Source organism: Streptomyces sp. ITFR-6 (assembly GCF_031844725.1).
Lineage (GTDB): Bacteria > Actinomycetota > Actinomycetes > Streptomycetales > Streptomycetaceae > Streptomyces.
This window is the reverse complement of record NZ_CP134612.1, coordinates 8,279,354-8,305,808: the sequence shown is the minus strand read 5'-3', so window position 1 is coordinate 8,305,808 and position 26,455 is coordinate 8,279,354. Positions and strand designations below refer to the sequence as shown.

The 26,455-nt window shown below is 71.5% G+C and carries 21 protein-coding genes and 4 pseudogenes; 12 read left to right on the top strand and 13 right to left on the bottom strand.

All coding sequences use genetic code 11. The features are described 5' to 3' along the window. Window positions 1–69: 69 nt before the first annotated feature. The 6 genes and pseudogenes from RLT59_RS37570 to RLT59_RS39550 all read right to left on the bottom strand — a co-directional run. Complete coding sequence (locus RLT59_RS37570) at window positions 70–1,284, bottom strand: ROK family transcriptional regulator (protein ID WP_311307534.1); 1,215 nt, start codon at window positions 1,282–1,284, stop codon at window positions 70–72. Between the two features lie 149 nt (window positions 1,285–1,433). Continuing rightward, window positions 1,434–5,516 (bottom strand): annotated as a pseudogene (locus tag RLT59_RS39555) (alpha-mannosidase). A 126-nt stretch (window positions 5,517–5,642) separates the two neighbouring features. Further along, the gene (locus RLT59_RS37555) at window positions 5,643–6,740 is read right to left on the bottom strand and encodes a Gfo/Idh/MocA family protein (protein ID WP_311307533.1); all 1,098 of its coding nucleotides are present in this window, start codon (window positions 6,738–6,740) and stop codon (window positions 5,643–5,645) included. Beyond that, window positions 6,725–7,381 carry a ThuA domain-containing protein gene (locus RLT59_RS37550; RefSeq protein WP_311307532.1) on the bottom strand — a complete coding sequence of 219 codons (657 nt, stop codon included), beginning with the start codon at window positions 7,379–7,381 and terminating at the stop codon, window positions 6,725–6,727. Before RLT59_RS37550 ends, RLT59_RS37555 begins: the two co-directional genes overlap by 16 nt. A gap of 225 nt (window positions 7,382–7,606) precedes the next feature. Beyond that, window positions 7,607–8,071: a right-handed parallel beta-helix repeat-containing protein gene (locus RLT59_RS37545; RefSeq protein ID WP_311307531.1), complete on the bottom strand. Its 465-nt coding sequence runs from the start codon at window positions 8,069–8,071 to the stop codon at window positions 7,607–7,609. A gap of 346 nt (window positions 8,072–8,417) precedes the next feature. After that, window positions 8,418–9,287, bottom strand: a pseudogene (locus RLT59_RS39550) (glycosyl hydrolase family 28-related protein); the annotation flags it as partial. 244 nt (window positions 9,288–9,531) lie between these two features. On the opposite strand from RLT59_RS39550, the gene RLT59_RS37530 reads away from it, so the two are divergent. Further along, entirely contained in the window at window positions 9,532–10,080 is a 549-nt protein-coding gene (locus RLT59_RS37530) for an alpha/beta fold hydrolase (RefSeq protein ID WP_311307529.1), read from the top strand. Between the two features lie 169 nt (window positions 10,081–10,249). Here the strand turns inward: RLT59_RS37530 and RLT59_RS37525 are convergent, their stop codons facing one another. Next, complete coding sequence (locus RLT59_RS37525; protein ID WP_311307528.1) at window positions 10,250–11,050, bottom strand: SAM-dependent methyltransferase; 801 nt, start codon at window positions 11,048–11,050, stop codon at window positions 10,250–10,252. A 417-nt stretch (window positions 11,051–11,467) separates the two neighbouring features. Here RLT59_RS37525 and RLT59_RS37520 point away from each other — a divergent pair, with 417 nt between their 5' ends. Next, entirely contained in the window at window positions 11,468–12,217 is a 750-nt protein-coding gene (locus RLT59_RS37520) for a dienelactone hydrolase family protein (RefSeq protein WP_311307527.1), read from the top strand. A 67-nt stretch (window positions 12,218–12,284) separates the two neighbouring features. Further along, complete coding sequence (locus RLT59_RS37515) at window positions 12,285–13,223, top strand: carbohydrate kinase family protein (RefSeq protein WP_311307526.1); 939 nt, start codon at window positions 12,285–12,287, stop codon at window positions 13,221–13,223. A gap of 24 nt (window positions 13,224–13,247) precedes the next feature. Here RLT59_RS37515 and RLT59_RS37510 read toward each other — a convergent pair whose 3' ends face one another. From RLT59_RS37510 to RLT59_RS37490, 5 genes are all read right to left on the bottom strand, one after another. Further along, window positions 13,248–14,111, bottom strand: a complete 864-nt coding sequence (locus RLT59_RS37510; RefSeq protein ID WP_311307525.1) for a hypothetical protein — start codon at window positions 14,109–14,111, stop codon at window positions 13,248–13,250. Further along, on the bottom strand, window positions 14,108–14,677 hold the full coding sequence (locus RLT59_RS37505; protein WP_311307524.1) for a sigma-70 family RNA polymerase sigma factor: 570 nt from the start codon (window positions 14,675–14,677) through the stop codon (window positions 14,108–14,110). The genes RLT59_RS37510 and RLT59_RS37505 overlap by 4 nt, the downstream gene beginning before the upstream one ends. Continuing rightward, window positions 14,674–14,835, bottom strand: a complete 162-nt coding sequence (locus RLT59_RS37500; RefSeq protein ID WP_311307523.1) for a hypothetical protein — start codon at window positions 14,833–14,835, stop codon at window positions 14,674–14,676. The genes RLT59_RS37505 and RLT59_RS37500 overlap by 4 nt, the downstream gene beginning before the upstream one ends. 373 nt (window positions 14,836–15,208) lie before the next feature. Further along, a complete protein-coding gene (locus RLT59_RS37495; RefSeq protein WP_311307522.1) occupies window positions 15,209–16,273 on the bottom strand; it encodes an S-methyl thiohydantoin desulfurase domain-containing protein in 1,065 nt (354 codons plus the stop codon). A 63-nt stretch (window positions 16,274–16,336) separates the two neighbouring features. Then, window positions 16,337–17,875 (bottom strand): OPT/YSL family transporter, encoded by a 1,539-nt coding sequence (locus RLT59_RS37490; protein ID WP_399127040.1) that lies wholly within the window; start codon window positions 17,873–17,875, stop codon window positions 16,337–16,339. Between RLT59_RS37490 and RLT59_RS37485 the strand changes: the two genes are divergently transcribed. The 3 genes and pseudogenes from RLT59_RS37485 to RLT59_RS37475 all read left to right on the top strand — a co-directional run. Then, entirely contained in the window at window positions 17,868–18,644 is a 777-nt protein-coding gene (locus RLT59_RS37485; RefSeq protein WP_311307520.1) for an IclR family transcriptional regulator, read from the top strand. The genes RLT59_RS37490 and RLT59_RS37485 overlap by 8 nt on opposite strands. A 50-nt stretch (window positions 18,645–18,694) precedes the next feature. Continuing rightward, the gene (locus tag RLT59_RS37480) at window positions 18,695–19,351 is read left to right on the top strand and encodes a class I SAM-dependent methyltransferase (protein ID WP_311307519.1); all 657 of its coding nucleotides are present in this window, start codon (window positions 18,695–18,697) and stop codon (window positions 19,349–19,351) included. Window positions 19,352–19,492: 141 nt separating this feature from the next. Beyond that, a pseudogene (locus RLT59_RS37475) lies at window positions 19,493–19,588 on the top strand (DUF1905 domain-containing protein); the annotation flags it as partial. Here the strand turns inward: RLT59_RS37475 and RLT59_RS37470 are convergent. Next, window positions 19,587–20,975 (bottom strand): annotated as a pseudogene (locus RLT59_RS37470) (MFS transporter); the annotation flags it as partial. The pseudogenes RLT59_RS37475 and RLT59_RS37470 sit on opposite strands and share 2 nt — an antisense overlap. Before the next feature lie 91 nt (window positions 20,976–21,066). Between RLT59_RS37470 and yhfZ the strand changes: the two are divergent. From yhfZ to RLT59_RS37440, 6 genes are all read left to right on the top strand, one after another. Beyond that, on the top strand, window positions 21,067–22,005 hold the full coding sequence (yhfZ, locus tag RLT59_RS37465; protein WP_311307518.1) for a GntR family transcriptional regulator YhfZ: 939 nt from the start codon (window positions 21,067–21,069) through the stop codon (window positions 22,003–22,005). A gap of 95 nt (window positions 22,006–22,100) precedes the next feature. Next, a complete protein-coding gene (locus tag RLT59_RS37460; protein ID WP_311307517.1) occupies window positions 22,101–22,487 on the top strand; it encodes a transcriptional antiterminator in 387 nt (128 codons plus the stop codon). 61 nt (window positions 22,488–22,548) lie between these two features. Then, a complete protein-coding gene (locus RLT59_RS37455; protein WP_024491812.1) occupies window positions 22,549–22,905 on the top strand; it encodes a DUF2620 domain-containing protein in 357 nt (118 codons plus the stop codon). Between the two features lie 43 nt (window positions 22,906–22,948). Further along, a complete protein-coding gene (locus tag RLT59_RS37450; protein WP_311307516.1) occupies window positions 22,949–24,283 on the top strand; it encodes a YhfT family protein in 1,335 nt (444 codons plus the stop codon). Window positions 24,284–24,372: 89 nt separating this feature from the next. Next, window positions 24,373–25,329: a phosphotriesterase family protein gene (locus RLT59_RS37445; RefSeq protein WP_311307515.1), complete on the top strand. Its 957-nt coding sequence runs from the start codon at window positions 24,373–24,375 to the stop codon at window positions 25,327–25,329. 1 nt (window position 25,330) lies between these two features. Then, window positions 25,331–26,455, top strand: coding sequence for an aminotransferase class V-fold PLP-dependent enzyme (locus RLT59_RS37440; protein ID WP_311307514.1), 1,125 nt, complete (start codon window positions 25,331–25,333; stop codon window positions 26,453–26,455).

Sequence of the window (26,455 nt, the reverse complement as noted above, 5' to 3'; positions counted from 1 at the left end):
CATTATGCTGGCGTACGCCTGATGTCCCCGGGCTCCCCCGGTCCGCGTGTCCCCTCGCCCGTCGTCCCCTCAGCCCAGCAGCAGGGACCTCGGCTGGGCGGAGAGCGCCCGGTCGAGGACGAGGGAGGCCGCTCCGACGGCGGCCACGTTCTCGCCCAGGACGGTCGAGGCGACGGTGGTGGGGTGGGCCGCCCTGACGAACGGGGATCGGGCCACCATCGGCTCGATGGTGGTCAGCAAACGCTCGCCCAGTACGTGCCAGGCAGGTCCGCCGAAGACGATGCTGTCGACGTCCAGGAGCGTCGCCGCCGCGCACACCCCCCGGCCGACGCGCAGCCCCAGCCGCTCGATGATGCCGTCCGCCTGGGCGTCCCCCTCCGCTGCGAGCTGCCCGAGGCGCTCCAGTCCGCTCTGCGCGTCGGCCGGATCGAGCACGGTGTACTCGCTGCCGAGCACGCCGAGGGCGATGGCCTCCTCCACCAGGGTCCGGGTCGAGCAGGCGGCGCCGAGCCCGCCCACCTCGCCCGCGTTCCCGGAGACGCCGCGCAGCACGGTGTCGTCCACCACGAGCCCCATGCCGGAACCCGTACCGAGGTAGAAGAAGAGCAGGTTGCGGCTGTCGGTGCCCGCCCCCGCCCAGCGCTCCGCGACGACTGCGGCCGTGACGTCCTTGTCGAGCAGGGCCGGGAACCCGGTCGCCTCACTGAGCCGGTCGCGCAGCGGATAGCGGCCCCAGCCATGCAGCTCGGGCGGTTCCACCACCCATCCCGCGGTGACGTCGATGGGGCCGGGCGCGGCGATGCCGAGGCCGAGGATCCGTCCGTCGTCGATCCCGGACTCCGCCACGATCCCGGACACGGACGCGGCCATGTCCGCGACGGTCCCGTCGGTGTCGCCGCCGCTCGGGGTACGGCGGCTGCGCTGGGCGACGACCTTTCCGAGCAGGTCCACCAGGACGCAGGTGATCACGGCGGGGTCGAGGTGGACGCCCACCGCGTACCGGGAGGTGGGGACGATCTCCAGCAGGGTGCGGGGCTTTCCGCTGCCGGTGTTGTGCTTGCCCGACTCACGGGCGAGGCCCTGGTCCAGCAGCCGTCGGGTGATGTTGGAGACGGTCTGCGCGGACAGGCCGGTGGCCTGCGCGAGCTCCACCCGGCTCAGTCCGCCGCGCCCCCGCCGGCGGATGGCGTCGAGGATCACGGACTCGTTGAAGTCCCCCATCCTCGGCAGGTTGGTGCCACGCCGGATGGCGCCCTTCTCCGTGCTCGCCGTCTTGCTCGTCAACGTGTCTCTCCCAGCCTCTGCGGGCGGCGGCCCGATCGCCGCCCCGCCTGCGACGGCAACAGAATCGATGGAATGGTACGACGCGGGCCGGACAGCGCGCCGGGGGCGGACGGGCCCCTCGGCACAACTATCCCTCCCTCCGGATGACTTCACTTCCTCACCGCCGGTCGCAGGCGCACCGTGCGGATCTGGAAGGGCCGGAACGCGAGGCCGACTCCCCCGTCCTCCGGCGCCAGCTCGCGCTCCGGCCGCTCCAGCAGGTCGCAGTCCTGTGCCCCGGCGAGCGGGAATCCGGCGCTCAGCCGGGCCCCGACCGCTCCCCCGCACGCCTCGTACAGCCGCACCACGACGTCGCCGCTCCGGTCGTCGGCGAGCTTGACCGACTCCACCACCACATCGGTGGTGTCGAGCGTGACCAGTGCGGCGGCCTCTGCCGGGGCGGCCCGCAGCGGCAGGTTCAGCGCGTAGCCGCCCGCGACGGCCTCCTCGATCCCGGCGCCGGCGAGCAGCGCGTAGCTGAAGCGGTGGGTGCCCCGGTCGGCCTGCGGGTCGGGGCTGTGCGGGGAGCGCAGCAGGGAGAGCCGCAGCGTCGTGGTGGTTCCGCCGTCCCGGCGGGTGTCGCGGCGCACGTCGTGCCCGTAGGTCGAGTCGGTCAGCAGCGCGGCGCCCCAGTGCCGCTCGCCCACATGCACCCAGCGGTGCGCCCACAGTTCGAAGCGGGCGGCGTCCCAGCTGGTGTCTTCGTGGGTGGGCCGCTGCACATGGCCGAACTGGATCTCCGCGCTCTCCCGTTCCGCGTGCACGTCCAGCGGCCAGGCGGCCTTCAGCACCGTGTCGCGCTCCTGCCAGTCGATGTCGTTGCGGACGGTCACCCGGCGGCTCTCGGCGGCGAGTTCGATGTGCTGGACGAATCGCGAGTCGCCGTGGACGCGTTCGACCCGCACCGACGCGAGCAGCGGTCCCTCGTCCGTGAGTGCCACCGACTCGCACGTGTCGATGTCGCGTACGACGTCGCGGTAGTAGGAGTCGATGTTCCACGCCGACCACAGGTTCGGGTCGTCGGGGTGGAGCTGGAGGAGGTTGCCGACGGTGCCGGGGGCGATCGCCTCCCGCCGTGCCGTGTGGTCGTACACCGAGGTGATCAGGCCGCGCCGGTCCACGACGACGGTCAGCGCCCCGTTGCCGAGGACGAATCCGCCGTCCTGAGCGCGGGCCGTGACGGGCTCGTGGGTCTCGGCCGTGCCGCCTGAGGCCAGCGGTCCGGTCTCCGCGAGGACCGCCGTACGCCCGTCCGCCAGACGCTGTGCGCCGGGGAACCCCGAGTCGCCGGCGAGGACGGCGACCTCGCGGCGCTTGTACGGCCCGGCGTTGAGGAGTGCGGGCCTGGCTGGTGTAGGTGCCGCGATGGTTCTCCAGGTACAGCTCGCCGCGCCAGACGGGCAGTCGCGCGCCCTCGCGTTCGGCGCGCGCCGCCTCGAAGAAGGCGTCGGGCGACTCGACCACGACCTTCGGTGAGCCTTCGAGGTCGCGCAGGCGGCGGGCCTTCTCCAGCATCGAGCGGCTGGGGCCGCCGCCGCCGTCCCCGTAGCCGAACGGGACGAGGGAGCGGGCGGCGACGCCCTTGTCACCGAAGTTGCCCTCGGCGTGGGCGTTCTCACCGGCCGTCAGCGAGGCGTTGTAGCTGTCGACGGGCGGGCAGTGGGTGAAGACGCGCGAGCCGTCGATGCCCTCCCATTCGAAGGTGTGGTGGGGCAGCCGGTTCGTCTCGTTCCAGGAGAGCTTCTGGGTGAGGAACCACTCGGCGCCCGCCAGCTTGGCGAGCTGCGGGTAGGCGGCGGTGTACCCGAACGAGTCGGGCAGCCAGATCCCGGGCTGCCCGACGCCGAACTCCTCGGCGAAGAAGCGCCGTCCGTAGACGAGTTGACGGGCGAGCGCCTCACCGCCCGGCAGGTTCCCGTCCGCCTCGACCCACATGCCGCCGACCGGGACCCAGCTGCCGTCGGCGGCCGCCTTCTTCATGCGGGCGTAGATGTCCGGGCACTGCTGCTTCATCCACGCGTACTGCTGGGCGGAGGAGCAGGCGAAGACCAGCTCGGGGTACTCCTGGGCGAGCGTGGTCATGTTGGTGAAGGTGCGCGCGCACTTGCGTACGGTCTCGCGGACCGGCCACAGCCAGGCCGAGTCGATGTGTGCGTGGCCGACGGCGGAGAGGGTGTGCGCGGAGGCGTGCGCGGGCCGGGACAGCACGTCGGCCAGGAGTGCCCTGGCGCGCGCCGCCGTTGCGGCGACGTCGGCCGACGACACCACGATGCCGCGTTCCCACACCGCGTCGCTCACCAGGGACTTGACGGTCCCGGCGGCGTGGATGACGGCGCGCAGCCGGGGTGCGCGCGCTGCGCACCGCCGATGATGTCCTCCAGCTCCGCGGCGAGCCGCGCGTAGGTCTCGCGCGCCTCGCGGTGCACCCAGGCGATGGACGAGCCGGGCAGGATGTCGTGGAACTGGTGCAGCAGCACCGTCTTCCAGATCCGGTCCAGCTCCTCGTACGGGTAGGGGAACCCGGTCCGTACCGCGGCCGTCGTGGCCCACAGCTCGGCCTCCGTCAGCAGCGATTCGCTGCGCCGGTTGCCGCGCTTCGTCTGTGCCTGGCTGGTGAGGGTGGCGCGGTGCAGTTCGAGGTACAGCTCTCCGACCCAGACGGGCGGGTCGGGGTACTCGGCCTCGGCCTTCGTGAAGAAGCCGGCGGGGGTCTCCCACTCCACGACGGCCGATCCTTCGAGGCTGCGCATACGGGCGGCCTTGGCGACCATCTCGCGGGTGGTACCACCCCCGCCGTCACCGAATCCGGTCGGCGCGAGCGACCGGGAGGCGACCCCCTTCTCCTTGAAATTCCCTGCGGCGTGGGCGATCTGCCGGCCGCTCATCTCGCAGTTGTACGAATCGACCGGCGGGAAGTGGGTGAGGATCCGGGTGCCGTCGATGCCCTCCCACTGGAAGGTGTGGTGCGGGAACGTGTTCGTCCTGCTCCAGGAGATCTTCAGCGTCAGCAGCCACTTGGAGCCCGCCGCCTTGATGATCTGCGGGAGCCCGGCCGCGAAGCCGAAGGTGTCGGGCAGCCACGCCTCGTCGTTCTCGATGCCGAACTCGTCGAGGAAGAACCGCTTGCCGTACACGAACTGACGGGCCATCGCCTCCGAGCCCGGCATGTTCGTGTCCGACTCCACCCACATCCCGCCGGACGGCACGAACCGGCCGTCCGCGACCGCCTTCTTGACCTTCGTGTAGACCTCGGGGCGGTGCTCCTTGATCCAGGCGAACTGCTGCGCCTGCGACATCGCGAAGACGAAGTCCGGCTCGTCCTCCAGGAGGGCCGTCATGTTCGACGTCGTACGGGCGACCTTGCGCACCGTCTCCCGCAGCGGCCACAGCCACGCCGAGTCGATGTGCGCGTGCCCGACCGCGCTGATGCGGTGCGCGGCGGGAACGGCCGGGGCGGCGAGCACACCGGCCAGTTCGTCGCGCGCGGCCCGCGCCGTGCCGTTCACGTCCTGGAGGTCGACGGCGTCCAGCGCCCGCCCGACCGCCCGGAGGATCTCCCAGCGGCGCGCTCTCTCGACCGGCAGTTCCGCCATCAGCTCGCCGAGGACCTCCAGGTCCATGACCAGGTTCCACACCGTCTCGTCGAACACGGCCAGGTTCATCTCACCCAGCACGTACTGCGGCGCGTCACCGGCGGTGGCCCTGTCGCCCATCGGGGTCGGCTGGAACGGCACGCCGCTCGCGTCGATGTCGGGGTTCGAGGCGGCCTCGATCCGCCAGTCGACCTGCTCCCCGCCTGCTACCGGTGATCCGACGCGGACGTACGAGTTGCGCGGGTGGAGGCCCTTGACCGGGGTGCCGTCGGGCCGGTGGACGAGGCCCTCGCACTGGAAGCCGGGCGCGCGCGGGGTGAAGCCGAGGTCGAGCACGGCCTCGACGGTGCGGCCCGCCCACTCGGCGGGGACCGTCCCGGTGACCTTGAACCAGCTCATCCCCCATGGCGCACCCCACGCGGTGCCCGGGGTGATGGAACGGTTCGGCGCCGTGAGGCCCTCGGCTACGGGGACGGGTTCGCCCGACGTGGACCAGATCTCCACGTTCAGGGGGGTGGTGACGGGGTGGACGGCAGGGCGGATGCGTTCCCTGAGGACGCGGTCCAGGCGTGCTTCGACCAGGTTCCGGTCGTCGTGCATGAAAGGGGTCTCCTGTTGCTGCGAGCGGGCGCGGGGCTCGACGGGGGCTCCGTGTGAGGTGTTCTGGAGCGGGGTGTTGTCGAGCGGGCGGGGGGTTGTCGGGGGCTCGTCGGCGGTCGGGGCAGGTCAGAGGCTGGTGTCCGCCACCGGAGCGGGGCGCTCGCAGGTGGTGGTCACGCGCAGTGCCCGGCCCTCCTCCGCCGCGTCCATGAGGGTGAGCATGACGTCCAGGACGTGTGCGGCGAGTTCTGCGGACGCGCGGTGCCGGCGGCCGTTGTGGAGCGCCTCGGCCAGATCCGCGAGGCCCACGCCCCGGCCCGCGCCTCGATAGCCGGCCGACACGGGCAGCGTCTCCCAGCCTTCGCCGCGGTGGATCTCGACGGGGCCGTCGAAGTGGTTCGGGTCCGGCACGGACAGCGAGGCGCCGGTGCCGTGCACCTCGATGCGGGGCAGCCGCGCGGCGCGCACGTCGAAGCTCATCACCAGCGTGGACAGCGCCCCGTCCGCGTGCTCCAGGACGCCCGTGATGTGGGTATCCACCTCGACCGGGAAGGTCTGTCCGGCGCGGGGCCCGCTGCCGATGGTCCGCTCTGCGCGGGGCCGGGAGGACGCGCCGGTCACCTTGACCACGGGGCCGAGCAGGTGGACCAGAGCCGACAGGTAGTACGGCCCCATGTCGAGCAGGGGGCCGCCGCCGGGGCGGTAGTAGAACTCGGGGTCCGGGTGCCACTTCTCGTGGCCCGCGGTCGTCATGAAGGCGGTGGCCGCGACCGGCCGGCCGATCAGACCGTCGTCAACGGCCCTGCGCGCGGTCTGCGTTCCGGTGCCCAGGACGGTGTCGGGGGCGCAGCAGAGCCGCAGTCCGGCCGCGCGCGCCGCGCCGAGCACGGCGTCGGCCTCCGCGCGGTCGGCGGCGAGGGGTTTCTCGCCGTACACATGCTTGCCGGCGGCGAGTGCCGTCAGAGCGACGTCCGCGTGCGCGGCGGGGACGGTGAGGTTGAGGACGGCGTCCACGTCGTCGCGGGCGACCAGACCGGCGACGGTCGGTGCGAGGGAGACCCCGTCACCGGCCTGCTCCGCGAGGGCCCGCGCGCGGCCGGTGTCGAGGTCGGTGACAGCGGTGAGGCGGACGGACGTCAGCCGCTCCAGCGTGGACAGATAGGCGCCGCTGATCTTCCCCGCGCCCACGATGCCGATGTTCAAGGGCCTCAGCGGCTCGCCCACAGCAGCCCCCTCTCGGTCAGCGTGCGGACCTGAGGCACGTCGAAGTCGTCGGGCTTGTGCCCGATGGTCGAGACGAAGACCCGGCCGGCGCCCCAGGTCCTGGTCCACACGGCGGGCATCACAGCGGGCCCGCCGTGCGGTTCCGCGGCCGGGAAGGTGGTGGTGGCCAGGACGTCGATACGCGGGTCGGTGAGGACCCAGTACTGCTCGGTGTGCACGGAGAAGTCGTCGAGGCCCGCGATGACCGGGTGGTCCGCGCGCTCGGGCCGGAAGTTGTAGGTGTGGTCGTGGAAGCCCGGCGGGTGCATCACGAACTTTCCGCCGGTCAGCAGGTGGTAACCGTGGTCGTGGAAGCAGTCGACGATGCCGCCGTGCCAGCCGGCGAGACCGGTGCCCGCCCGTACGGCCGCGGACAGGTTCTCGCGCTGCTCGGGGGTGATGGTGCCCATCGTCCAGCAGTGCACGATGAGGTCGGTGGCGGCGAGCTTCTCCGCGTCCTCGTACACCGCGAGGTCCTCGGAGGTCTCGACGGCGAACCCCCGTTCCTTGAGGAACGGCAGGAATCCGTCGCTGATCGTCACGGGCTGGTGCCCGTTCCAACCGCCGCGGACGACGAGCGCCCGCCTGGTGTGGGTGGTCACGGTGATTGCACGCTCCCGTCGGCGCCGCACATACCGGGTGCGGCGGTAGGGGTCTGGGCGAGTTCGGCCGACCGATTGGGGGGAGGGAAGCGGGGGTTACCGCTGCTCAGGCCGGTCGTCGGCTGGGTGCGACAAGAACGTACGAACGGTGAACATATTTTGTCAATACACTTTACGAAGTGCGCCGGGGCGGCCTCGGCCGGACCGCCCCGGCCTGACGTGATGTCAGTCGATGATGTGGAAGGTGGCCGGGGAATCGTTCCGCAGCGCCACTTGGCCCGGACGGAGGTTCGTCACCGTGTTGCCCGCGAAGGCTCCGGTGCCGGTGACGCCGGAGCCGACCAGGATTCCCTGCGCCGCCGGGCCGTCGATGGTGTTGTTCCTCAGCGTCACATCGACCCGCGTCAGGTCGACGAAGAGGCCGGCCCGGAAGGACCCGCGCATCACGTTGTCGCTCAGGGTGACATGCGTATAGGCGTCGGGGAACAGCGAGGCGCTGTTCGGGGAGCCGATCCGTACCCCGTGCCGGACGCTGTTCCAGCCACCACCGCCGATCAGTACGTTGCCGCTGATCGTGGCGGACTCCAGGGGGTGTCCGGTATCCCCGAACACGCCGATGTCCAGGGCACTGTTCGAGGACACGCTGTTCACGAGGTTGTCGCGCACCTCCACGTTCTCGCCGCCGGCCACCCGGATGCCGTTGGCCCACCAGGGCGCGATCGCGGTGTTGTTGAGGATCTTCGCCGTCCGAGGTCCGGCTGTCCTCGATGAGGCCGTTCGACCCGGAGAGCCAGTTGGCGTCGGTGTGCCGCGTCCAGATCCGCTGGACCAGCCATCCGCTGGCGTTGATGCCGTAATCCGCGCCGCCGGTCCCGCCGACCCCGCGCCATACGGCGTTCGAATCGATCTGGATGTCGCGCAGCGTGGTGCCCGATCCCACCAGGGTCTTCGAGCGCCACGACGTCGCGGGCAGCGGGCTCTTTCGGTAGAGCGTCGAGTACCACATCCCGGCGCCTTCCACCGTCACACCCGTGAAGTCCAGCGGGGTGGGTTCGAGGCTGTTCGTCAGGTATCTGCCGCGCGGGATCCACACCGTCTTCCCCTGCCGGCGGGCGGCGTCCACCGTGTTCTGGATGGCGACGGTGGAGTCCTTCCCGGACTCCGGATCTGCGCCATAACTCACCATGGAGAGGGAGTTTGCAGGCTGGGGCCGCGCGGACGCCACGTTCTCCAGGTCGACGGAGTCGACGTCGTAGACGGAGGCCGCATCGCCGGATCCCTTGCGGAACGTGATGGTGCCGCCGGCCGGGATCGGGGCGCCCGAGACCCAGACGGGGAAGTCGTTGTAGAAGCGGTAGGGCATCCCGCCCGACTTGGGGTCGTCCGGGTTCGTGGTCGCCTCGCGGTAGTTCCACGCCTGCGCGGAACTCAGCGTGATCGCCTGACGGAACGTGCCGTTGACGTACAGGTCCAGCGACGCGCTGATCCCGCCGCCGTCCGGCGCGTCGGGGATGGAGGCACGTACGACGAGGGTGTTGGCGCTCCGGCCCGAACTGTTCGGCACCGACACCGCGTCACCGGGGTCCTCCAGCTCGACCAGCGCGTTGCCCGAAGCCTCGGTCTCCAGGGAGGCCGAGGCCGGGACCGTCGCTCCGGGCCTGATCGAGCGGACGCGGGCGGCACCGCCGAGCGTCCCGGACTCGGCCTCGACCGTCACGAACGGCGTCGTGGCGCCGGCCGTCGCGGCTCTCCCGGCAGGGGCACCCGCGGAGGCCCCCACCGAAGCCACGGCCGCGGCCTCCGCGTAGCCTCCGGTGCCGGAAATTAAGCCGAACAGTGTGCCGGCGACGGCGACAGCGACGCCACCGAACCGACGTGAGTTTCCTCGGAGCCTTCTGCGGTGCATGGTTCACCTCGTGTGGGAGTAGGCCATGGATACGCGGCAGAGCCGGCAGAGCGGTCCGCGCACGGCGGCGTCTCCTGCGCGGGGCGATCGCACGCCTCGGGTGCCTGCTGGGCGATGACGGGCCGGGCGGGATCGCCTGAGAACCTAGGAACCGTCACCACGCTTTGTCAATACGTTGTACTAACACGGTCGCATCCCGCTCCGAGCGGTATCGGTCGCGCATCTCGCCGCCTACGATGGCCCGATGAAATTCGTCATGGTGCCGGGCGGCTGGCAGGGCGGGTGGGCCTTCGACTCAGTGGCCGCCGAGCTGAACCGGGCCGGTCATCAGGTCGAGGCGGTGACCCTGGCCGGGCTGGATCCGGACGGCCCGGCCGATGCGGACCGTCCGCCGAACCTCGACACCCATATCGACCAGGTGGCGGAGATCATCGAGCGCTGCGCGGGGACACCGCTGGCGCTGTGCGGGCAAAGCTACGGCGGGATGGTGATCGCCGGTGTCGCGGACAGGCTCGGCGCCCGCCTCGATCACCTCGTCTTCATCGACGCCTATGTTCCGGACGACGGGGATTCGTGCTGGTCCCCGACCAGCGACAGCTTCCGGGAGTTGTTCGTCGCCGGTTCCCGCGCCGACGGCCGGTGGGTCGCGGTCCCCGACGGGCTCGATCCGCGCGCACGACCGCACCCGCTGGCGAGCTTCATCCAGTCGGTCGGACTGCGGGACGGTTCCGGACACACGCGGCCCGCCCGGACGTTCATCAGCGGTGGCCGGACAGCCCGTTCCTCGCCCTGACCGAACGGTTGCGTGACGACGCGGCATGGCGGGTTCACGAACTTCCCGTCGGTCACAACATCGCCCGCCGCGACCCCCATGGCCTCGCGGCCATTCTCCGCACGCTGCAACGCCCGGTAGGAGACCAAGACTCGGCCGGCAAGGCGGTTGGTGACGGTGAACCGGGCCGTTACGGCTTGCGGGCCACGGCGCACCACATGGGCAGGGTGTCGTCCGCGATGTCGGACGGACCGGGACGCCAGCGGGTCAGGGTGACGAGCCCCGGTTCCAGGGTCTCCAGGCCGTCGAGGAAGCGCTGCACCTCGGCGTGGGTGCGGGGAGTGGCCGAGGCGTGGCTGGCGGCCCGCTCGTTGTAGATCCGCATGGACTCGGCAACCTCGGGCGCGGTGACGTCGGCGGCCGGGTGCGACAGCACGAGGTGACTGCCGGGGGCCAGGCGGTCCAGCAGCCGGCGGGTGATGTCCCAGGGGTCCTCGGTGTCCTTGATGTACTGAAGGATCGCCACGAGCATGAGGCCGACCGGCTGGTCGAGGTCCAGGTTGCGGGCCGCCGCTTCGAGGATCGTCTCCACGTCGCGCACATCGGCCTGCACGTAGTCGGTCTGCCCCTCGGGGCCGCTGACCAGGAGCGCCCGCGCGTGGGTGAGGACGATCGGGTCGTTGTCGACGTAGACGACACGCGATTCGGGGGCTGCCTCCTGCGCCACCTCGTGGGTGTTCGCCGCGGCGGGAATTCCCGTACCGATGTCGAGGAACTGGCGGATACCGAGGCCCGTGAGGTGGCGTACGGCGCGGCCGAGGAAGGCGCGGTTGGCCCGGACCGACGGCACGATCGTCGGGTTGGCCTGGGCGGCGAGCTCCGCCGCCTCCTGGTCCACGACGTAGTGGTCCTTCCCGCCCAGCCAGACGTCGTACACGCGGGCGGGATGCGCGCTCGCGGGATGCGGTGCGGAAAGCGTGTTCTCATTCATGGTTCTGTCTCCTCGTGCGGCCGCCACAGCCAGCTCGAACTCAAGTACGAACACGGTACATCCGTGATCCATCGCTCATCACCCATCAGCCCGTGCCACTTGGTTCCGGCGGGAGCCGAGGGATCACATCCGTGAGCGGCAGCAAATTCCGGTCCGCCCGCGCCCACTGCGGTCCCGGAAGGGCGGCCCGCCACTCCCCCGCCGTGCTCTGTGTCATGGATCGATTCCTCCTCGGCCACCGCTGCCGCCGGAGGCCGGGGTGTTCACCGCGGGCAAGGCACAACAGTCATTGCGTTTGCTGCCGTACAGGTTGTACTTTGCTGGCGAAAGTGAACTGACTTCCCGGACTCGCGGGTTGAGGTCTTCGCCCCGTCGCCCTCCGACGGTGTACGCGCACCAGTCCGAAGAAGGAAGAACGTGCCTGCCAAGACGCTGTTGATCCCCACCGCCGACGGCCGGGCCGACGCACTCGCCGTCTTCCCCGACAGTGACGAGCGGCACCCGGGCGTGCTGCTGTACCCGGACGCCTTCGGCGTGCGGCCGGTGCTGGGGGAGATGGCACGTGAACTGGCCGGGCGCGGGTACTACGTGCTCGTCCCCAACATCTTCTACCGGCACGGTCCGGCACCGGTCATCGAGCTTCCCGAGCACATCGGCGCCGAGGCCCGGCCCGCGGTCTTCGCCCAGGTGATGCCCTTGATCAAGGCACACACGAGCGAACGCGCCCTGCGCGACGCCGAGGCCTACCTCGGGTTCCTCACCAGTCGGTCCGAGGTCAGCGCCGGACCGGTCGCCGCGATCGGCTACTGCATGGGCGGAACCCTGGCGATGCGCACCGCGGCCGCGTATCCCGACCAGGTGGCGGCCGTCGCCGGATTCCACCCCGGCGCCCTGGTCACCGACGCGCCCGACAGCCCGCACCACGGCTTCCCCGAGGTATCCGCCCAGGTCCACCTCGGCCTCGCCGAGGGCGACATGACGCCGGAGAGCCTCAGCGAGCTCAACCAGGCGCTGGACGCCGCAGGCGTCAGCCACACCTGTGAGGTCTACCCGGGCACCGCCCACGGCTTCACCATGTCCGACACCGACGCGTTCAGCGCCTCCGGGCTTCAGCGACACTGGGACCGGCTGCTGCCGCTCCTCGGCCGCGCGCTGGCCGGCCGCTGAGGCTCCGGGCCGGACCCGCGCCACCCGCGGGCGGTCCGGCCCTCGTAGTCCAGGAGACCCCACCCTCATGCTCGACAGAAACGACCTGCTGGTCATCGGTGAATGCGTCGCCGACATCGTCCGGCTGCCGGGCGCCGCCGACCGGGTCCACCCGGGAGGCAGCCCGGCCAATGTCGCGTACGGCCTGGCCAGACTCGGACACGACGTCACCCTCCTCACCCAGCTCGGTCCGGACGCTCACGGGCGGCGGATCCGCGACCATCTGGCCGGTGCCGGGGTCGAGGTCCGCACGGACGGTGCCACGGCCCCGACGCCGTCCGCCGCCGTCACCCTGGACGGCGCCGGGCGGGCCGCGTACACCTTCGAGATCACCTGGACGCTGGGCCCGGTCTCCCTGGAACGGCCACCCCGGCACGTCCACACCGGGTCGATCGCGGCCGTGATGGAGCCGGGTGCTTCCGCCGTCGTCGCCGCCGTCGAATCGCTGCGGACGGCCGCGACGGTCAGTTACGACCCCAATGTGCGGCCGGAGCTGATGGGGGACCACGAGGCGGCCGTGCGCGAGGTCGAGCGCTGTGTCGCGCTCAGCGATGTGGTCAAGGCCAGCGACGAGGACCTGGAGTGGCTGTACCCGGGTGAGGAGCCGGAGCGGGTCGCCGAGCGGTGGCTCGCCGCCGGGCCGGCCCTTGTGCTGGTCACCCGGGGCGGCGACGGAGCCCTGGCGGTCCTGCCCGGTGGCCGGGTGCCGGCCGGCGCGCCGCCCGTCGAGGTCGCGGACACGGTGGGGGCCGGGGACGCCTTCATGTCGGGCACCCTCCACGCACTCGCCGCGCACGGGCTCCTCGGCGCGGAGGGACGGGAGCGGCTCCGCGCGGTGGACCGGGCCACGGTCACCGACGTCCTGCGCCACGCGGCGGCCTCTGCCGCCGTGACCGTCGCGAGGGCCGGGGCCAACCCGCCCGACGTGCCGGAGCTCGCCGCGGCGCTCGGCCGGACCGGCTGCTGACGCCGGGACCGGTGCGGCGCACCGCTACCCCCAGCACCACTTGGGCTCCCGGCGGGCGGCGGCGATGAGCGGGCGGGCGGACTTGGGGCGGGGCTGGAGCCGGTTGCGCACGGAGGGCCGTCCGGGGGCGGGGGCGCTGCCGGCGGTGAGGCTGCGGATGTGGTCGGTGAAGCCGGGGGCGGGCAGGGGCAGCTCGAAGTCGTCTATGTGGCAGACCGCCGCGGGTACGTAGTCGAGCACGGCTCCGATCATGGCGGGCACCGGGGCCGGTTCGGTCTTGAGCGCGCCGAGGATGCGCAGCGCTGTGGGCAGCAGGCTCGCGTCGGTGGTCGTCACGGCGTTGAGCGCGTCGCTGACGATGCCCGGCACGTCGTCGGCGGTGACGTCGGGCACGGCGTCGGCGAAGCCGTCGGTGGAGGGGGGCGCGCTCTGGATCTGCTCGGTCTGTTCGTACCACCAGCGGGCCTCACCGTGCTCACCGAGTGCGAGGTGGTGGAGGTAGAGGCAGTAGGAGGCCGCGGGGTCGCCGGCGCCGGCCGCGTACTGCCACCAGAAGCGGGCGTTCTCCTCGGATTCCGCGAGCTGGAGGATGCAGCCCAGGACCCGTGCGCCCGGGGGTTCGGGGAGTTGCGGGGTGAGGAAGGTGTCCAGGGTGCTGAGTGCGGTGTTGCGGGTGACGACGGTCTCGCAGAGGGTCTGCAGGTTCTGGGCCGCTTCCTGCTCCGTCGGCTCCTCCGGTACGGGAACGGCCGGCGGCGGGGCACAGGACGGGCCGGCGGCGTGGAGGCGGGCGAGGAGACGGATCTCCGCGGCGTTTATGTCGTCCTGGGTGTAGGGGGTGGTGACGAGGCGTGCGCGGGAGAGGAACTCCGTGATGTGGCGTGTCATCGTCGCCCTTCCATGGCGCGGTCCGGACCCAGGATGTCCCGCAGCCGGCGCGTCGCGTGCCGGACCGTGGAGCGCACGGTGGCGCTGGTGATGCCGAGTACGTCGGCCACTTCGGGGGCGTTGAGCCCGTGGAGGTAGGTCATCACCATGACGTCGAGCTGACGCTCGGTGAGCTGCCGCATGGCCCGCATGAGGGCGAGGGACTCGGTGATCTGGCCGTACGGATCCACGGCGTCGCGCAGGGCGAAGGTGTTGAAGGCCTCGTCGTCGAGCAGCGGGGGCCGGCGCCTGCGCGCGCGGCTGTGATCGTTGACCTTGTTGCGCATGACGGTCCACGCGTAGCCGGACGGGTTCTCGACGAGCAGGACCTTGTCCCAGGTGCGCAGAAGCTGCTCGAAGGCGCTGTCGATCGCCTCTTCGGCATCGTGGCGGTTGTGCAGGAACGTCTCGGCGTAGTGGATGTAGCGCGGCCGGTTCATCTGGTGGAAGGCGGTGAACGAGAGGTCGGGGAGCTGCTGGGTCATCGGCTCTGTACCCGGACGGGTGCGGCTTCGGTACTCGGTCACCGGCCTTCCTTCCGGTCACGGGGACGGCGGCTCAGCTCGCTCACCCCGGCCCGGACTCCCGCGGCCGCCAGGTGGCGCAGCAGGGTGTGGGCGTCCTTGCCGAAGACGCGGATCGTGACCGCCAGGCTCATCAGGTCACCTACGAGGTGGATCGTCACAGGCGCGAGCCTCTGTTCGTGCGGAGAGCCGGGCGCTTCTTCGAGCCCGGGAAGTACGCGGTGGTGCGCCCTTCACTCTCAACAACACCTGGCAACGAACAACTGTGCAGGCGTAATTCGGAGAAAGTGACGGATCGGCAGAACCGAGGGCGCGCGGACGTTCCCGCTTGCTCATCCGGCGCCATCAGCCACCCCGCGCCAGGCAGTCGCCGGTACCGCCACCAGCGCACACGCTCCACCGCCACCGCTTTGCATAAATTTGCGCAAATCAAGCAAAGGCTGAGCGTGACCCAGGTCACACCACCGGCTGACTGTGCCTACCCGGCGCACAGTCGGCCGGCTGCCGCTCGGTGCGGCGCGTCCGGCTACGGGTTCAGGCATGGGCCAGGGTCCTGCCCTCGGGCGCGAAGGAGAAGCCGAGAAGTTCCTCGACCGGGGCGTACACCTCGGGCATGTGCATCGTCGGCGAGAGCAGCAGGCTCGCGGCCGGGGCGCACAGCACACTGAGCCCCTTGCCGACCGCGACGTCGGCGGAGGCCAGCGGCGCCCCGTCCTCGTCGAACGTCGTGATCAGATCGGGGAACGCGGCCCTGCGCTCGCCGCCCAGTTCCAGCGTCATGTACTCGTTGACGAAGTGCAGCGTGGTGCCCTCGGCGTCGTCCAGCACGGCGACGCCGACGTCCAGGCCCTCGCGCTGCTCGCAGCGGTACTCCCGGACCGTGCCGGTGGCGACGATCCCGCCGCCCAGGTGCCGCGCGGCGCCGGCCGGGCCGTCGGTCAGGAACCGGTGGCCGAGTTCGATGGCGAAGCCGATGGCGCCGGGCGCGCCGTGCCGCGTGGCGTAACCGACCTCGACCGCGTTCCGGGCGACGCCCACCCAGCCGCCCGCCTCCACCGACGCGCGCCGGACCACGGACGAGGTGGCCTCAAGCCCGCCGGCGACGGCGCCCTCGACATACGTGTACGGCTTGCCGCCCGCGTAGCCCTGGACGGAGCGGTATCCGTCCTCCTTGTGCAGCCCCATCGCGCCCATCACGCTGGAGGGGTGGGCGCGCCCGTTGCAGGCCAGGTCGATGACGGGCAATCCGGTCATCGCCGAGTGGAACCAGCCGTTGACGGTGGTCTCGGCGCCGTTCTCGTTCGTGTGGATCGCGGCGAGCGGGCGCGGCAGGTCGCGGCGCAGCAGCTCCAGGGCGCGCAGCAGATGCGTGGGCAGCACCAGCGGGTCCGCCGCGGCGGGCGCTCCCACCACGGCGACGGTGGCGGTGAGGTCCTCGGGCGCGAACTCGTCGGCGGTCCACAGCTCCGGCACACCCACCTGGAGGGCGAGTTCGGCGGTGCGCAGCCCGCGCCCGACGAATCCGCCGCCGCCCCCGCCGAGCACGGCGCCGCCGTACACGGCCGCGCGGATGTCTTCATGGGTCAACTGTCGCTTCACGTTTCTTCTCTTCTTCTCTGAGGGGGCTGTCCGGAAGGGCGGCCGGGTGTTCGGGCCGTCCGGCTACTTGCGCAGGGCGTCGAACGCTCCGTGGCCGAAGGAGTAGAGGGCGTCTCCCGCGATGGCGCCGCCGGCGAAGACCTCCAGGTCCTCCTGGACGCGTGGGCCGAGCACCCGTGGCGCGAGCAGCCGGCAGGCCAGGCCCGCCGCGACCATCCAGCCCGCCATGGGAGTGGTGATCAGCAGGCCGGTGGCCAGCAGGATGCCGAGCTGTCGGCGCGGCCCGCCCAGGAGCTGCACCAGGGCGCCGGGAATCGCCCACAGGGCGAGGTTGCGCGCGGTCTCCGCGGAGGGGCCGGCCTTGATCGCGGCGACGTAGGCCGCGTCGATGGGCGGCACCTTCCCGTTGTCGAAGAACATCCGGTACGAGACGAGCACCACGACGACCGCCACACCGAAGCCGATCATGGCGGCGATCAGCTGCTGACGGCGGCCCTCCAGGTCGAAGGCCGGATCGGCGTCCCCGCCGCGCAGCAGGTGGCCGGTCTTGAGGTCGTAGCCCATGTCGGCAAAGGCCGGTCCGGTGGCGGCGGTGAAGCCGGCCAGGACCACGAGGGCCTCCGGCGGGAATCCGATGAGGATGCCGAGCAGGACGGTGATCAGGGCGACGGCGAAGGCCGGGAACCGGCCGGCGTGCATGGCCGCGATCCCGACCAGCAGCTCGTGGACGAAGGCGGCGGCCGTCGCGTACACGATGAACCCGGTCAGCATGCCGGGGCTCATGTGGGTGGCGATGCCGGTGCCGAGGGTCAGCAGCAGCGCGATGACGAGATAGGCGCCGCCGCCGATGCCCAGCGAACGGCCGACGCGGCGCCCGGAGTTCCGGCTCGCCGCCGTCGTCGTAGCGGCCTTTCCGGTACGGCCGTCGAGGACGACGCGTCCGACCTGGAACAGGGCGACCACGCCGGCGCCGTTCATCATGCCGTGCGGCAGGTAGATCGCGTTCAGGTCGACGCCGGTCAGGGTGTCCGCGTACGAGCTGGTCAGCAGGCCCGCGCCGAACGCGATCATCGCGCCGAGTCCGCCGATCAGGGCGACGCCGAAGGCCGACATCGGCAGCGAGAAGGCCGATCCGAGCGCGTCGGCCAGCAGACCGGCCCCGAGCACCTTGGCGCGGCGGCCGCCCCCGTCACCCGCCTTGATGGCCTCGGCCGCGGCGATGCCGGGCGGCCAGGGGTTGTCGGCGGGGAAGGCGGGGGTGTTGAAGAGGCGGTACAGCAGCCAGGCGTCCACCAGCATCGCGGCGGACACCCCGATGAGCATGGGCAGCACCATGTCGGGCAGTCCGAACAGGAACGGGATGCCGATCGGCAGGAACAGGCTGTTCGCGGCACCGAAGGTCGCCGAGGAGATGCTGGTCTGGGCGAGGTTCTGGGCGTGCACCGAGCGGTAGCCGCGGAAGGCGGCCAGCGGGATACGGGCCAGCGTCATCGCGGCGAGCGCACCGACGAGGGAGGTGCTCGGTGTGATGCCCAGGGTGGCGAGCAGTTGCATGCCGACGACGGCGCCGAAGAGCCGGAGAGGGAGGAAGACGGTGAGCACACTCGCCAACGCCCGGGACGTCCTGCGTCTGATGGCCCGCCTGCGGCGCGATGTCACCGTCACCGATGTGGCAGGCGAACTCGGGCTTCCCAAGAGTTCGGTGTCGCGGACCCTGAGCATGATGGCCGAGTACGGCTTCCTGGAGCGCGACCCGATCACCCGGGCCTACCGCCCCGGCGAGCTGATCATGGAGGCCTCATACCACTTCCGTGCCTCGCGCGGCACGGTCTCCCTGCTGGAGGAGGAGGCCGCCCGGCTGGTGTCCGACACCGGGTACACCGGGTACGTCGACGTCCTGGACGGCAGCGAGTCGCTCGTGCTGCACATGCGCGTCAGCGCCATCGGCTCCCCGCACGCCTACACCCCGGCGAGCACCCGGGCTCCCGCGTACGCCAGTTCGATGGGCCGGGCGCTGCTGGCCCGGCTGGAGGACGCCAAGGTCACGCGCCTCGTCGGCGAACGCCTGGAGCACAGCGTGGCACAGGCTCCGAAGACCCGCGAGGAGCTGCTGGCTCAGCTGGCCCGGGTCCGGGCCGACGGGTGGGAGTTCTCGCGGGGCGAGTACGTCCCTGGCGTGGCCGGGATCTCGGGGGCCGTCCTGGACGGTGACACGGGCCAGATCTTCGGGATCGGCATCGCGCTCCCCGCCCAGGAGTTGAGCGACGGCATGCCGGAGCGGTTCGGCAGGGCGGTGCGGGACGCCGCCCTGCGCGTCGGCAAGCGGATCGGTGATCCGTACTGGCTGCGGTTCGCCGCGACCGACAGCTGACGTTCGGAGCCGTCGGCGCGCCTCGGGACGAGGGGTGATGGACTGGTGCGATGACGACACCGCTGTCCCGGCTCCTCGCCGCGCTGGAACGGTTCCACGCCGCCCACCCGTGGGACCACAACGCCCATTACCACCCCTGGATCATGCGTCAGCTCCCGAAGCGTTTCGGCACCGCCCTCGACATCGGTTCCGGCGGCGGGGAACTGGCCCGGCTGCTGGGCACGCGAGCCGGAGCCGTGCGGGGCCTGGACGCCGACCCCGCGATCGTCGGTCGGGCACGCGCGCTCACCGCGTCGGCCGCGCCCGTCGCGTTCACCGTCGGAGACGCGCTCACGGACATACCGTCCGGCTCCTACGACGTGATCACCTGTGTCGCCGCCCTCCACCATCTCCCGTTCTCCGACGCCCTCGCCGTGTTCCGCCGGCACCTGGCGCCGGGCGGAACGCTGGTCGTCGTCGGGCTGGCCCACGCACAGTCGACCGGTGACCGGCTCCTCGGCGCGGCCGCTGTTCCGCTCAACGTCGCCATGGCCCTGATCAAGAACCGGGGGCGCCGCTCGGCACGGCCGGTGTCGATGACCGCTCCCACCCGGCCCGCGATGATGAGCTTCGCCGACATCGCGGGTGAGGCCCGGCAGGTGCTGCCGGGTGCCCGGCTCCGCCGCCGGGTCCTCTGGCGGTACACCCTGGTCTGGCAGCAGAACTGAGGCACCCCGCAGGCGAGTTGGCACACGGCGGCAGACCCGCGCACCGGGACGGCCCGCGCCGCCTCCCCGGCGCACCGCCGGTAGGCTGCCCGGGGCCCGGACCTCCCCCTTCCCGCTCCCCCTCGTTGAACGGATCGCCCCATGAACGTCGCGTTCACCGGCCTCGTGATCGAGTGGCGCGGGCCCTCGCCGTTCTACTTCGTCACCGTGCCCGCCGAGGAGGCCGCCGACATCCGCCCTCGGCCCGCAGCGTCTCAGCGACACGGTTCACCGTGACGTGCGTCAGCACCGTGCCGAACACAGCGAGACCGATGCTGGCGGCGAAGTTGCGGACCGTCTGCGTGATGCCGGTGACCTCGCCGTAGGAGGCGCCGATCGACCGGTTGACGGCGTCGGTCGAGGCGGGTGCGAGCAGGAAGCCGATGCCCGCGCCCGCGAGCGCCGCGTACGGCCACTGGTCGTGCATCGAGAGCGTCGTCAGCTTGGCGGCCCAGAGCGCGAAGCCGACCGCGCCGAGCGCGGCACCGGTCTTCAGGGCCGGGCGCCGCGCTTGTCCAGGATGCGGCCGCCCCACTGGGAGGCGAGGGCGAACCCCACGAAGAAGTAGAGGAGGTAGAGCGCCGCCTGGTTGGGCGAGGCGCCCAGGGAGACCTGCGCGTACACCGAGGCGAAGAAGAGCACCGGCACGAAGGCCGTCATGGCGAAGAAGAGCACGAGCATGTCGACGGAGAAGGCCCGGTCCCGGAAGACCTGGAGTCTGACGAGCGAGTGGCGCCTGCGCAGTTCGAAGCGGCAGAAGTAGGCCAGGACCACGAGCCCCGCCACGATGCACGTCCAGGTCGACCAGGTGTCTCAGCCCCAGGACACGGACTGCTGGAGTCCCAGTACGGTCAGCCCCATGCCGACCGCCATCAGCACGGTGCCCGGTACGTCCAGCGGTTCCCGGTTCGAGCTCTCGGGGATGCGCGCGAGCAGTGCCAGGACGATGGCGACCACGGCGACGGGCACGTTGATCCAGAAGATGGCCCGCCAGGTCCATTCGGTGAGCCAGCCCCCCAGCAGCGGGCCGATGGCCGTGAGCCCGCCCGAGACGCCGAAGAACAGCGCCAGCGCGCGCCCGCGCCGCTCCACCGGGAACACCGCGATGACCACGGCGAGCGCCGCCGGGAACATCAGGGCGGCGCCGAACCCCTGGATCGCCCGGAACCCGATCAGCCACGCCTGGGCGTAGTCCCCCGACGGCACGGCGCCGCAGAGCGCGGAGGCGATGACGAAGACGAGCGTGCCGCGGAGCATGACGCGGCGGTGGCCGAGGATGTCGGAGAGCCGGCCGCCGAACGCGAAGAAGGCGGCGAGCGTGAGCAGGTAGGCGTTGATGACCCACTGCATCTGCGAGGAGGTGAGGCCCAGCTCGTGAATGATGTCGGGTGCGGCGATCGCATCGATGGTCCGGTCGATGAACGTCATCGACACGGCGAACATCATCGCGGCCAGTGCCAGCGTCTGGTTCGGCGGCCCGCTCGCACCGGCCTTCGCAGTCCGGTCCGGACCCTGCGCCCGAGGCGCCGAGTTGCTCATGGCCACATGTTCTCCGCGCCTGCCGACCGGCGCACGCCGGGCGGATCAGCGGGAGGAGGCCGGCGCCCGCGGGGCAGCCGAGGCGGCTCCCGGCAGGGGTCTTGTCAGTATCCAGAATCCTGGTTACTGTTTGATTTGTGAACGACTTCGACGACCGCTTCCTCACCCGCAACGGCCTCGCCGCACGGCAGCTCGCCGTCCTGCTCCTGCACCACGAGCCGGACACCCGCCTGCCCCGTGTGCGCGACTTCGCGCAGGAGCTGGGCTGCGGAAACGGAACCGTTCAGGCCGCCCTCCACCTGCTGGAGGAGGCCGGCGCGATCTCGACGACGGCGCGCGGCCATCTCGGCACGTTCCTCGTCCACTCGGACCGCACCGTCCTGTGGCGGCTGTCCGGCCTGGGAACCCTGCTCGCGGCGATGCCGCTCCCCTACTCACGACGGTACGAGGGCCTGGCGACCGGGCTGCGCAGCGCGTTCGAGGAGGCGGGCGCACCGTTCGCGATCACGTTCATGCGAGGCGCCGGGGCCCGGACCGCGGCGCTGCTGGAGGGCAAGGTCGACCTGGTCGTCCTGTCCCGGTTCGCCGCCGACCAGCTGATCGCCGAGCACCCGGTGGAGCTGGTGGCCGATCTCGGCTCCGCCACCTACGTCGGCGCGCACGGCATGCTGGTACGGCACGGGGTGGACCTGGACACGCCCGGACTGCGGGTGGCGGTCGACCACGCCTCCGAGGATCTGCGGATGCTCGTGGAGCGGGTCTTCGCCGGCCGGGAGGATGTCGAGTGGCGGGAGGCGTCGTACATGCAGCTGAGCGATCTCTTCGCGCGGAACGAGGTGGACGCGACCGTCTGGAACCTGGACGAGGCGCAGGACCGGCTCGGGATCGGCGTCGACGTGCTCCCCCTCGGGGACGAGGTCAACCGGGAGCTGGCACTGCGCAACTCCACCGCCGCGGTGATCGGCCGGTCAGAGGGGGCCAAGGCGCTCGCCGCGGTCCGCGACTCGCTCGATCTGTCGCTGGTGACCCGGCTGCAGAGCGAGGTGCTGCGCGGTGAGCGCGTCCCCTCGTACTGACCGGCGGGCACCGTGACCGGGGTCTCATAACTCCGGGGCGTCGCTCGCCCTCAAAATACAACATCCTGGTTACTGTTGATTTTAGGAGGATCACCATGGACGACCAGCTCGCACTGCGGATCCAGCTCTTTCGCGAGGGCGGCACGGTCCGGCCGGAGGTGGCCGACTTCGTCACCACCGAGCTGAGCGCCCTGGAGGCGGAGGGCCGCACGGTCACCGAAGCGACGGCAGGCATGCTGACCAGCCATCTGATGATGGCGCTCGGCCGGATCCTGGACGGCGAGGCGATCGAGCAGTTCCTCACCGACGACCAGGTCGCCGCCGAGCTGGCCGGACATCCCGACGCCGTCGCCCGCGCCCGCGCCGTATCGGCCCGCGCCGAACGGGAGCTCGGGGCCGCGCTCCCGGAGTCCGAGGTCAACTTCCTCGGGATGCACCTGGCCGTCCTGGCGCAGCAGCCCCCCGCCGCACCCACGTCCTGACCGGTCACGGCAGGCGTCCCCCCACCCCGCAGCAGACACCGACGCAGAGAGAAGAACAGCCATGACGAAGATCCTCACCGGTGGAGTCGGCAAGGTCGAGGTCACCGCGGCCATCGGCAAGCTCGGCATCGACTCGCTCGACGTCGTCGCCTCCAGCGACATGGACGCGGCGATGAAGCTCCGGGCCGGCCAGGCCGACTACTACCTGGGCACCTGCCACACGGGCGCCGGCGCCTCGCTGGGCGTGCTCGTCGGCCTCATGGGCAGTGCCGCCTGCCACACCTTCGGGCGCAGCGTTCCGACGGAGGAGCAGGTCACCGCCCTGCTCGCCGAAGGCAAGAAGGTCTTCGGCTTCTCGATGGACCAGATCGACATCATCGCCCCCCTCATGGCGCGCGCCATCGCCGCCCGCGGCTGACCAACAGCCTGTTCTCATCATCCCGGGCACCAAGGAGTGACTCGTGAGCACCACACTCGCCGCCGGCGCCGGCCTCGACTTCACGCTGGCCCAGCAACTGACCGTGATAGCCCTCTGTGCGCTGACGGCCTACATCTCGCACATGGCCCTGGCCGTCTTCAACGACGGGGTACGCCCCTTCATGCTGGACTTCATCCAGGGGCGCACCACCCGTAGCGCGACGACGGCTGTCTCGTTCGGCCTGTCCGCCGGGTTCATCTTCGGACTGGGTGCGCCGATGGCCCTGTCCACGGGTGTGCTGAACCCGTGGCTGGTCTTCCTGCCCACGGACATCCTCGGGATGCTGGCACCGAAGAAGTGGCTCGCCCCCATCCTCGGTGCCGCCTGGGGCGCGGTGGTCGTGTTCGGCCTGAACGGCGCGAACAACGTCGCCCACGACCTGCCGGTCGACTTCCTGACCGCGATGCAGCAGATGTCGACGCCGATCCTCTTCCTCTTCTCGCTGTTCCCGGTGCTCGCCATCACCAAGCAGTTCGGCCGCAAGTGGGGCGGTATCGCGGGCGTCTTCGAACTGGCCCTCGTCGTCATGACGATGAAGCTGTGGCCGAACATGTTCGCCGGGGCGCTGGCCATGGCCGTCGGCGTGCTGATGCTCATCGGCCTCGCGGTCGCCAAGGACGTCCGGCAGCGCCGGGCCGACCGGGCGGCGGGCGTCGAGGAGGTCGTCCTGGAGGACGATCCGATGGCGTCGCTGTTCAGTGCTAGCGCGGCCCGGCTGCGCAGGTATCTGCCGCTGTTCATGGTGCTCGGGGCCGGAGTCTGTGTGCTCGCCCAGATGCACATATTCGGCGGCGGTGAGGCCACCAGCTTCCTCATCGCGAAGGGGCAGTACTCGGAGGCCGCCCAGGTCGACTTCTACCGGGTGTTCGGCTTCATCCCGCTGATCGCGACCACCGCACTCGCCTCCGGGGCGTACGGCATCGCCGGTTTCACGCTGGTGTACCCGATCGGCTACCTCATGCCGAGCCCGTTCCTGGCCGCTGTCGTCGGTGCGCTCGTGTTCGCGGCCGAGGTGCTTGCCCTCTCCTGGATCGGCCGGCTCCTCGGGAAGCTGCCCAGCGTCCGTGACTCCTCCGAGCACCTGCGCAGCGCCATCGGAGACACCCTCCAGCTCGCGATCCTGTTCGGTTCGCTGATGGCCGCCAACGCCATGGGCGGCGGACTCGGCATCCTCGTCGTCGGCGGGCTCTACCTGCTGAACGAGGCGATGGGCCGACCCGTCGTGAAGATGGCCGCCGCGCCGGCGGCCGTGATCATCGGCGGCATCCTGCTCAACATCCTGTACTGGCTCGATCTGTTCACCCCGGTCAAGGGCTGACACCCCCGCCGCTGGACCAGTTCACCCCCGTGTCAGGGCCGGCAGGCCGCTGACCGGGCCGGGCCCGTACACGTAGAAGGAACCCCACGATGAATCACCCCGCCCCGCACACCCTGCGCACCGTCACCGGCGACATCGCGACCGCTTCGGTACGCGGACCGGCCCTCGCCCACGAGCACCTGGTCCTCGATCTGGACCAGCGGGGCGACGGTGCGGCCGTCCTCGACCCGCGACGCCACGCGGCGGCCGTGACCGCCGAGCTGAGCGCGCTGCGGGAGGAGTTCGGGCTCTCCCTCGTCGTCGAGCTGACCTGCCGGGGCATGGGACGCGACGTCGGCGCCCTGGCGGCGATCGCCCGGGACGCGCGGGTCGCGGTGGTCGCCGCGACCGGCTGGTACTACGAGCCGTTCCACACCCCGGAGATCGACACCGCCGACGTGGAACAGCTCACCGAGGTCCTCGTCCGCGAGATCGAGGACGGCATCGGTACGAGCGGCATCCGGCCCGGCGTCCTCGGCGAGATCGGCAGCCACGGGGACGTCCCCACGGCTCCCGAGGCCAAGGTGCTGCGGGCCGGCGCGCGGGCGGCGCGGGCCACCGGGCTCTCCCTCGCCACCCACGCGCAGCTGGGCCGGGGCGGGCTCGCCCAGCTGGAACTGCTCACCGGTGAGGGGCTGCCCGCCCACCGCGTCAGCATCGGCCATCAGGATCTGCTCGACGACCCGGGCGTCCACCGGGAGCTCGCCGCGCGCGGGGCGTACGTCGCCTTCGACACCGTGGGCAAATCGTCCTACCAGAGCGACCGGACGCGGCTCCGGCTGCTGCTGGCCCTGGTGGAGGCCGGGCACGCCGACCGGGCCCTGCTGAGCTGCGACATCTCCCGCCACGGCTACCTGCTGGACGAAGGCGGCCAGGGCTACGGGCACCTCTTCCGCGGCTTCCTGCCCGAGCTGCGCGCGGCGGGCGCCGACGACGATCTGATCGACCTGCTGACCCGACGCAATCCGCTGCGCTTCCTGACCGGCGCGAACGTGGAGGAGAACTGACATGAGCCCCGTACCTCCCGTGCTTCCCGCCACCTTCCCGCTGGCGACGGTGGATCTGGACGACGCCGTGGCCAGGCAGTTCCGGCTGCTGGAGGCCACCGCCGCCCACTTCGAGGGACAGCAGCTGTTCTCGTCCGACGCGGGCGTCGTCCCCGGTCTCGGCCGGCCGCGCACCACCGCCCGGGTGGAGGCCGTACTCGCGGACTTCTTCGGGGCCCAGGACGCCGCCTTCGTCCAGGGCGCGGGCACCGGCGCGATCCGGGCCACCCTCAACGCGGCCGCTCGGGCGGGCGACCCGCTGCTCATCCACCGCGCCCCGGTCTACCGGACCACAGAGGTCACCCTGCGGGGCATCGGCGTGGACACCGTCGAGGCCGACTTCAACGACGCCTCGGCGCTCCGCCAGGCCCTGGAGTCCGGCCGGTTCCGGTGGGCGTACATCCAGCACACCCGGCAGCGGCTCGCGGACTCCTACGACCCGGCCGAGGTCATCGCCGACTGCCGGGCCGCCGGGGTGCGCACGATCGTGGACGACAACTACGCCGTGATGCGCACGCCCGCCGCCGGGGTGGAGCTGGGGGCCGACGCCTCCTGCTTCTCGCTCTTCAAGCTGCACGGGCCGGAGGGCGTCGGCCTCGTCGTCGGCGCCCGCGACCTGGTCGAGCACGTCCGCCGCGACAACTACTCCGGCGGCGGGCAGGTCCAGGGCCACCAGGCGCTCGACGCCCTGCGCTCCCTCACCCACGTTCCCGTCATGTGGTCCGTGCAGTCCCGGGTGGGCGCGGAGGTCGCGGAGCGGCTGACGGCCGGCGAGGTGGACGGGGTGGCGGAGGTGCGCATCGCCAACGCCCAGGACCGCTGTCTGCTCGTACGGCTCGACCGGCCCGTCGCGGCGGGACTGCCCGCCGTCGCCGCCCGGTTCGGAGCGGCTCCCTACCCCGTCGGCTCCAACTCCCGGTACGAGATCGCGCCGCTGTTCTACCGGATGTCCAGCTCGGCCCTCGACGACTCCCCCGAACTGGCCGACTGGACCGTACGCATCAACCCGATGCGGGCGGGCGCGGACCTCGTCATCGACATCCTGCGCCGCTCGCTCGCCGCCCTGGACGAACCGAAGGACGACTGA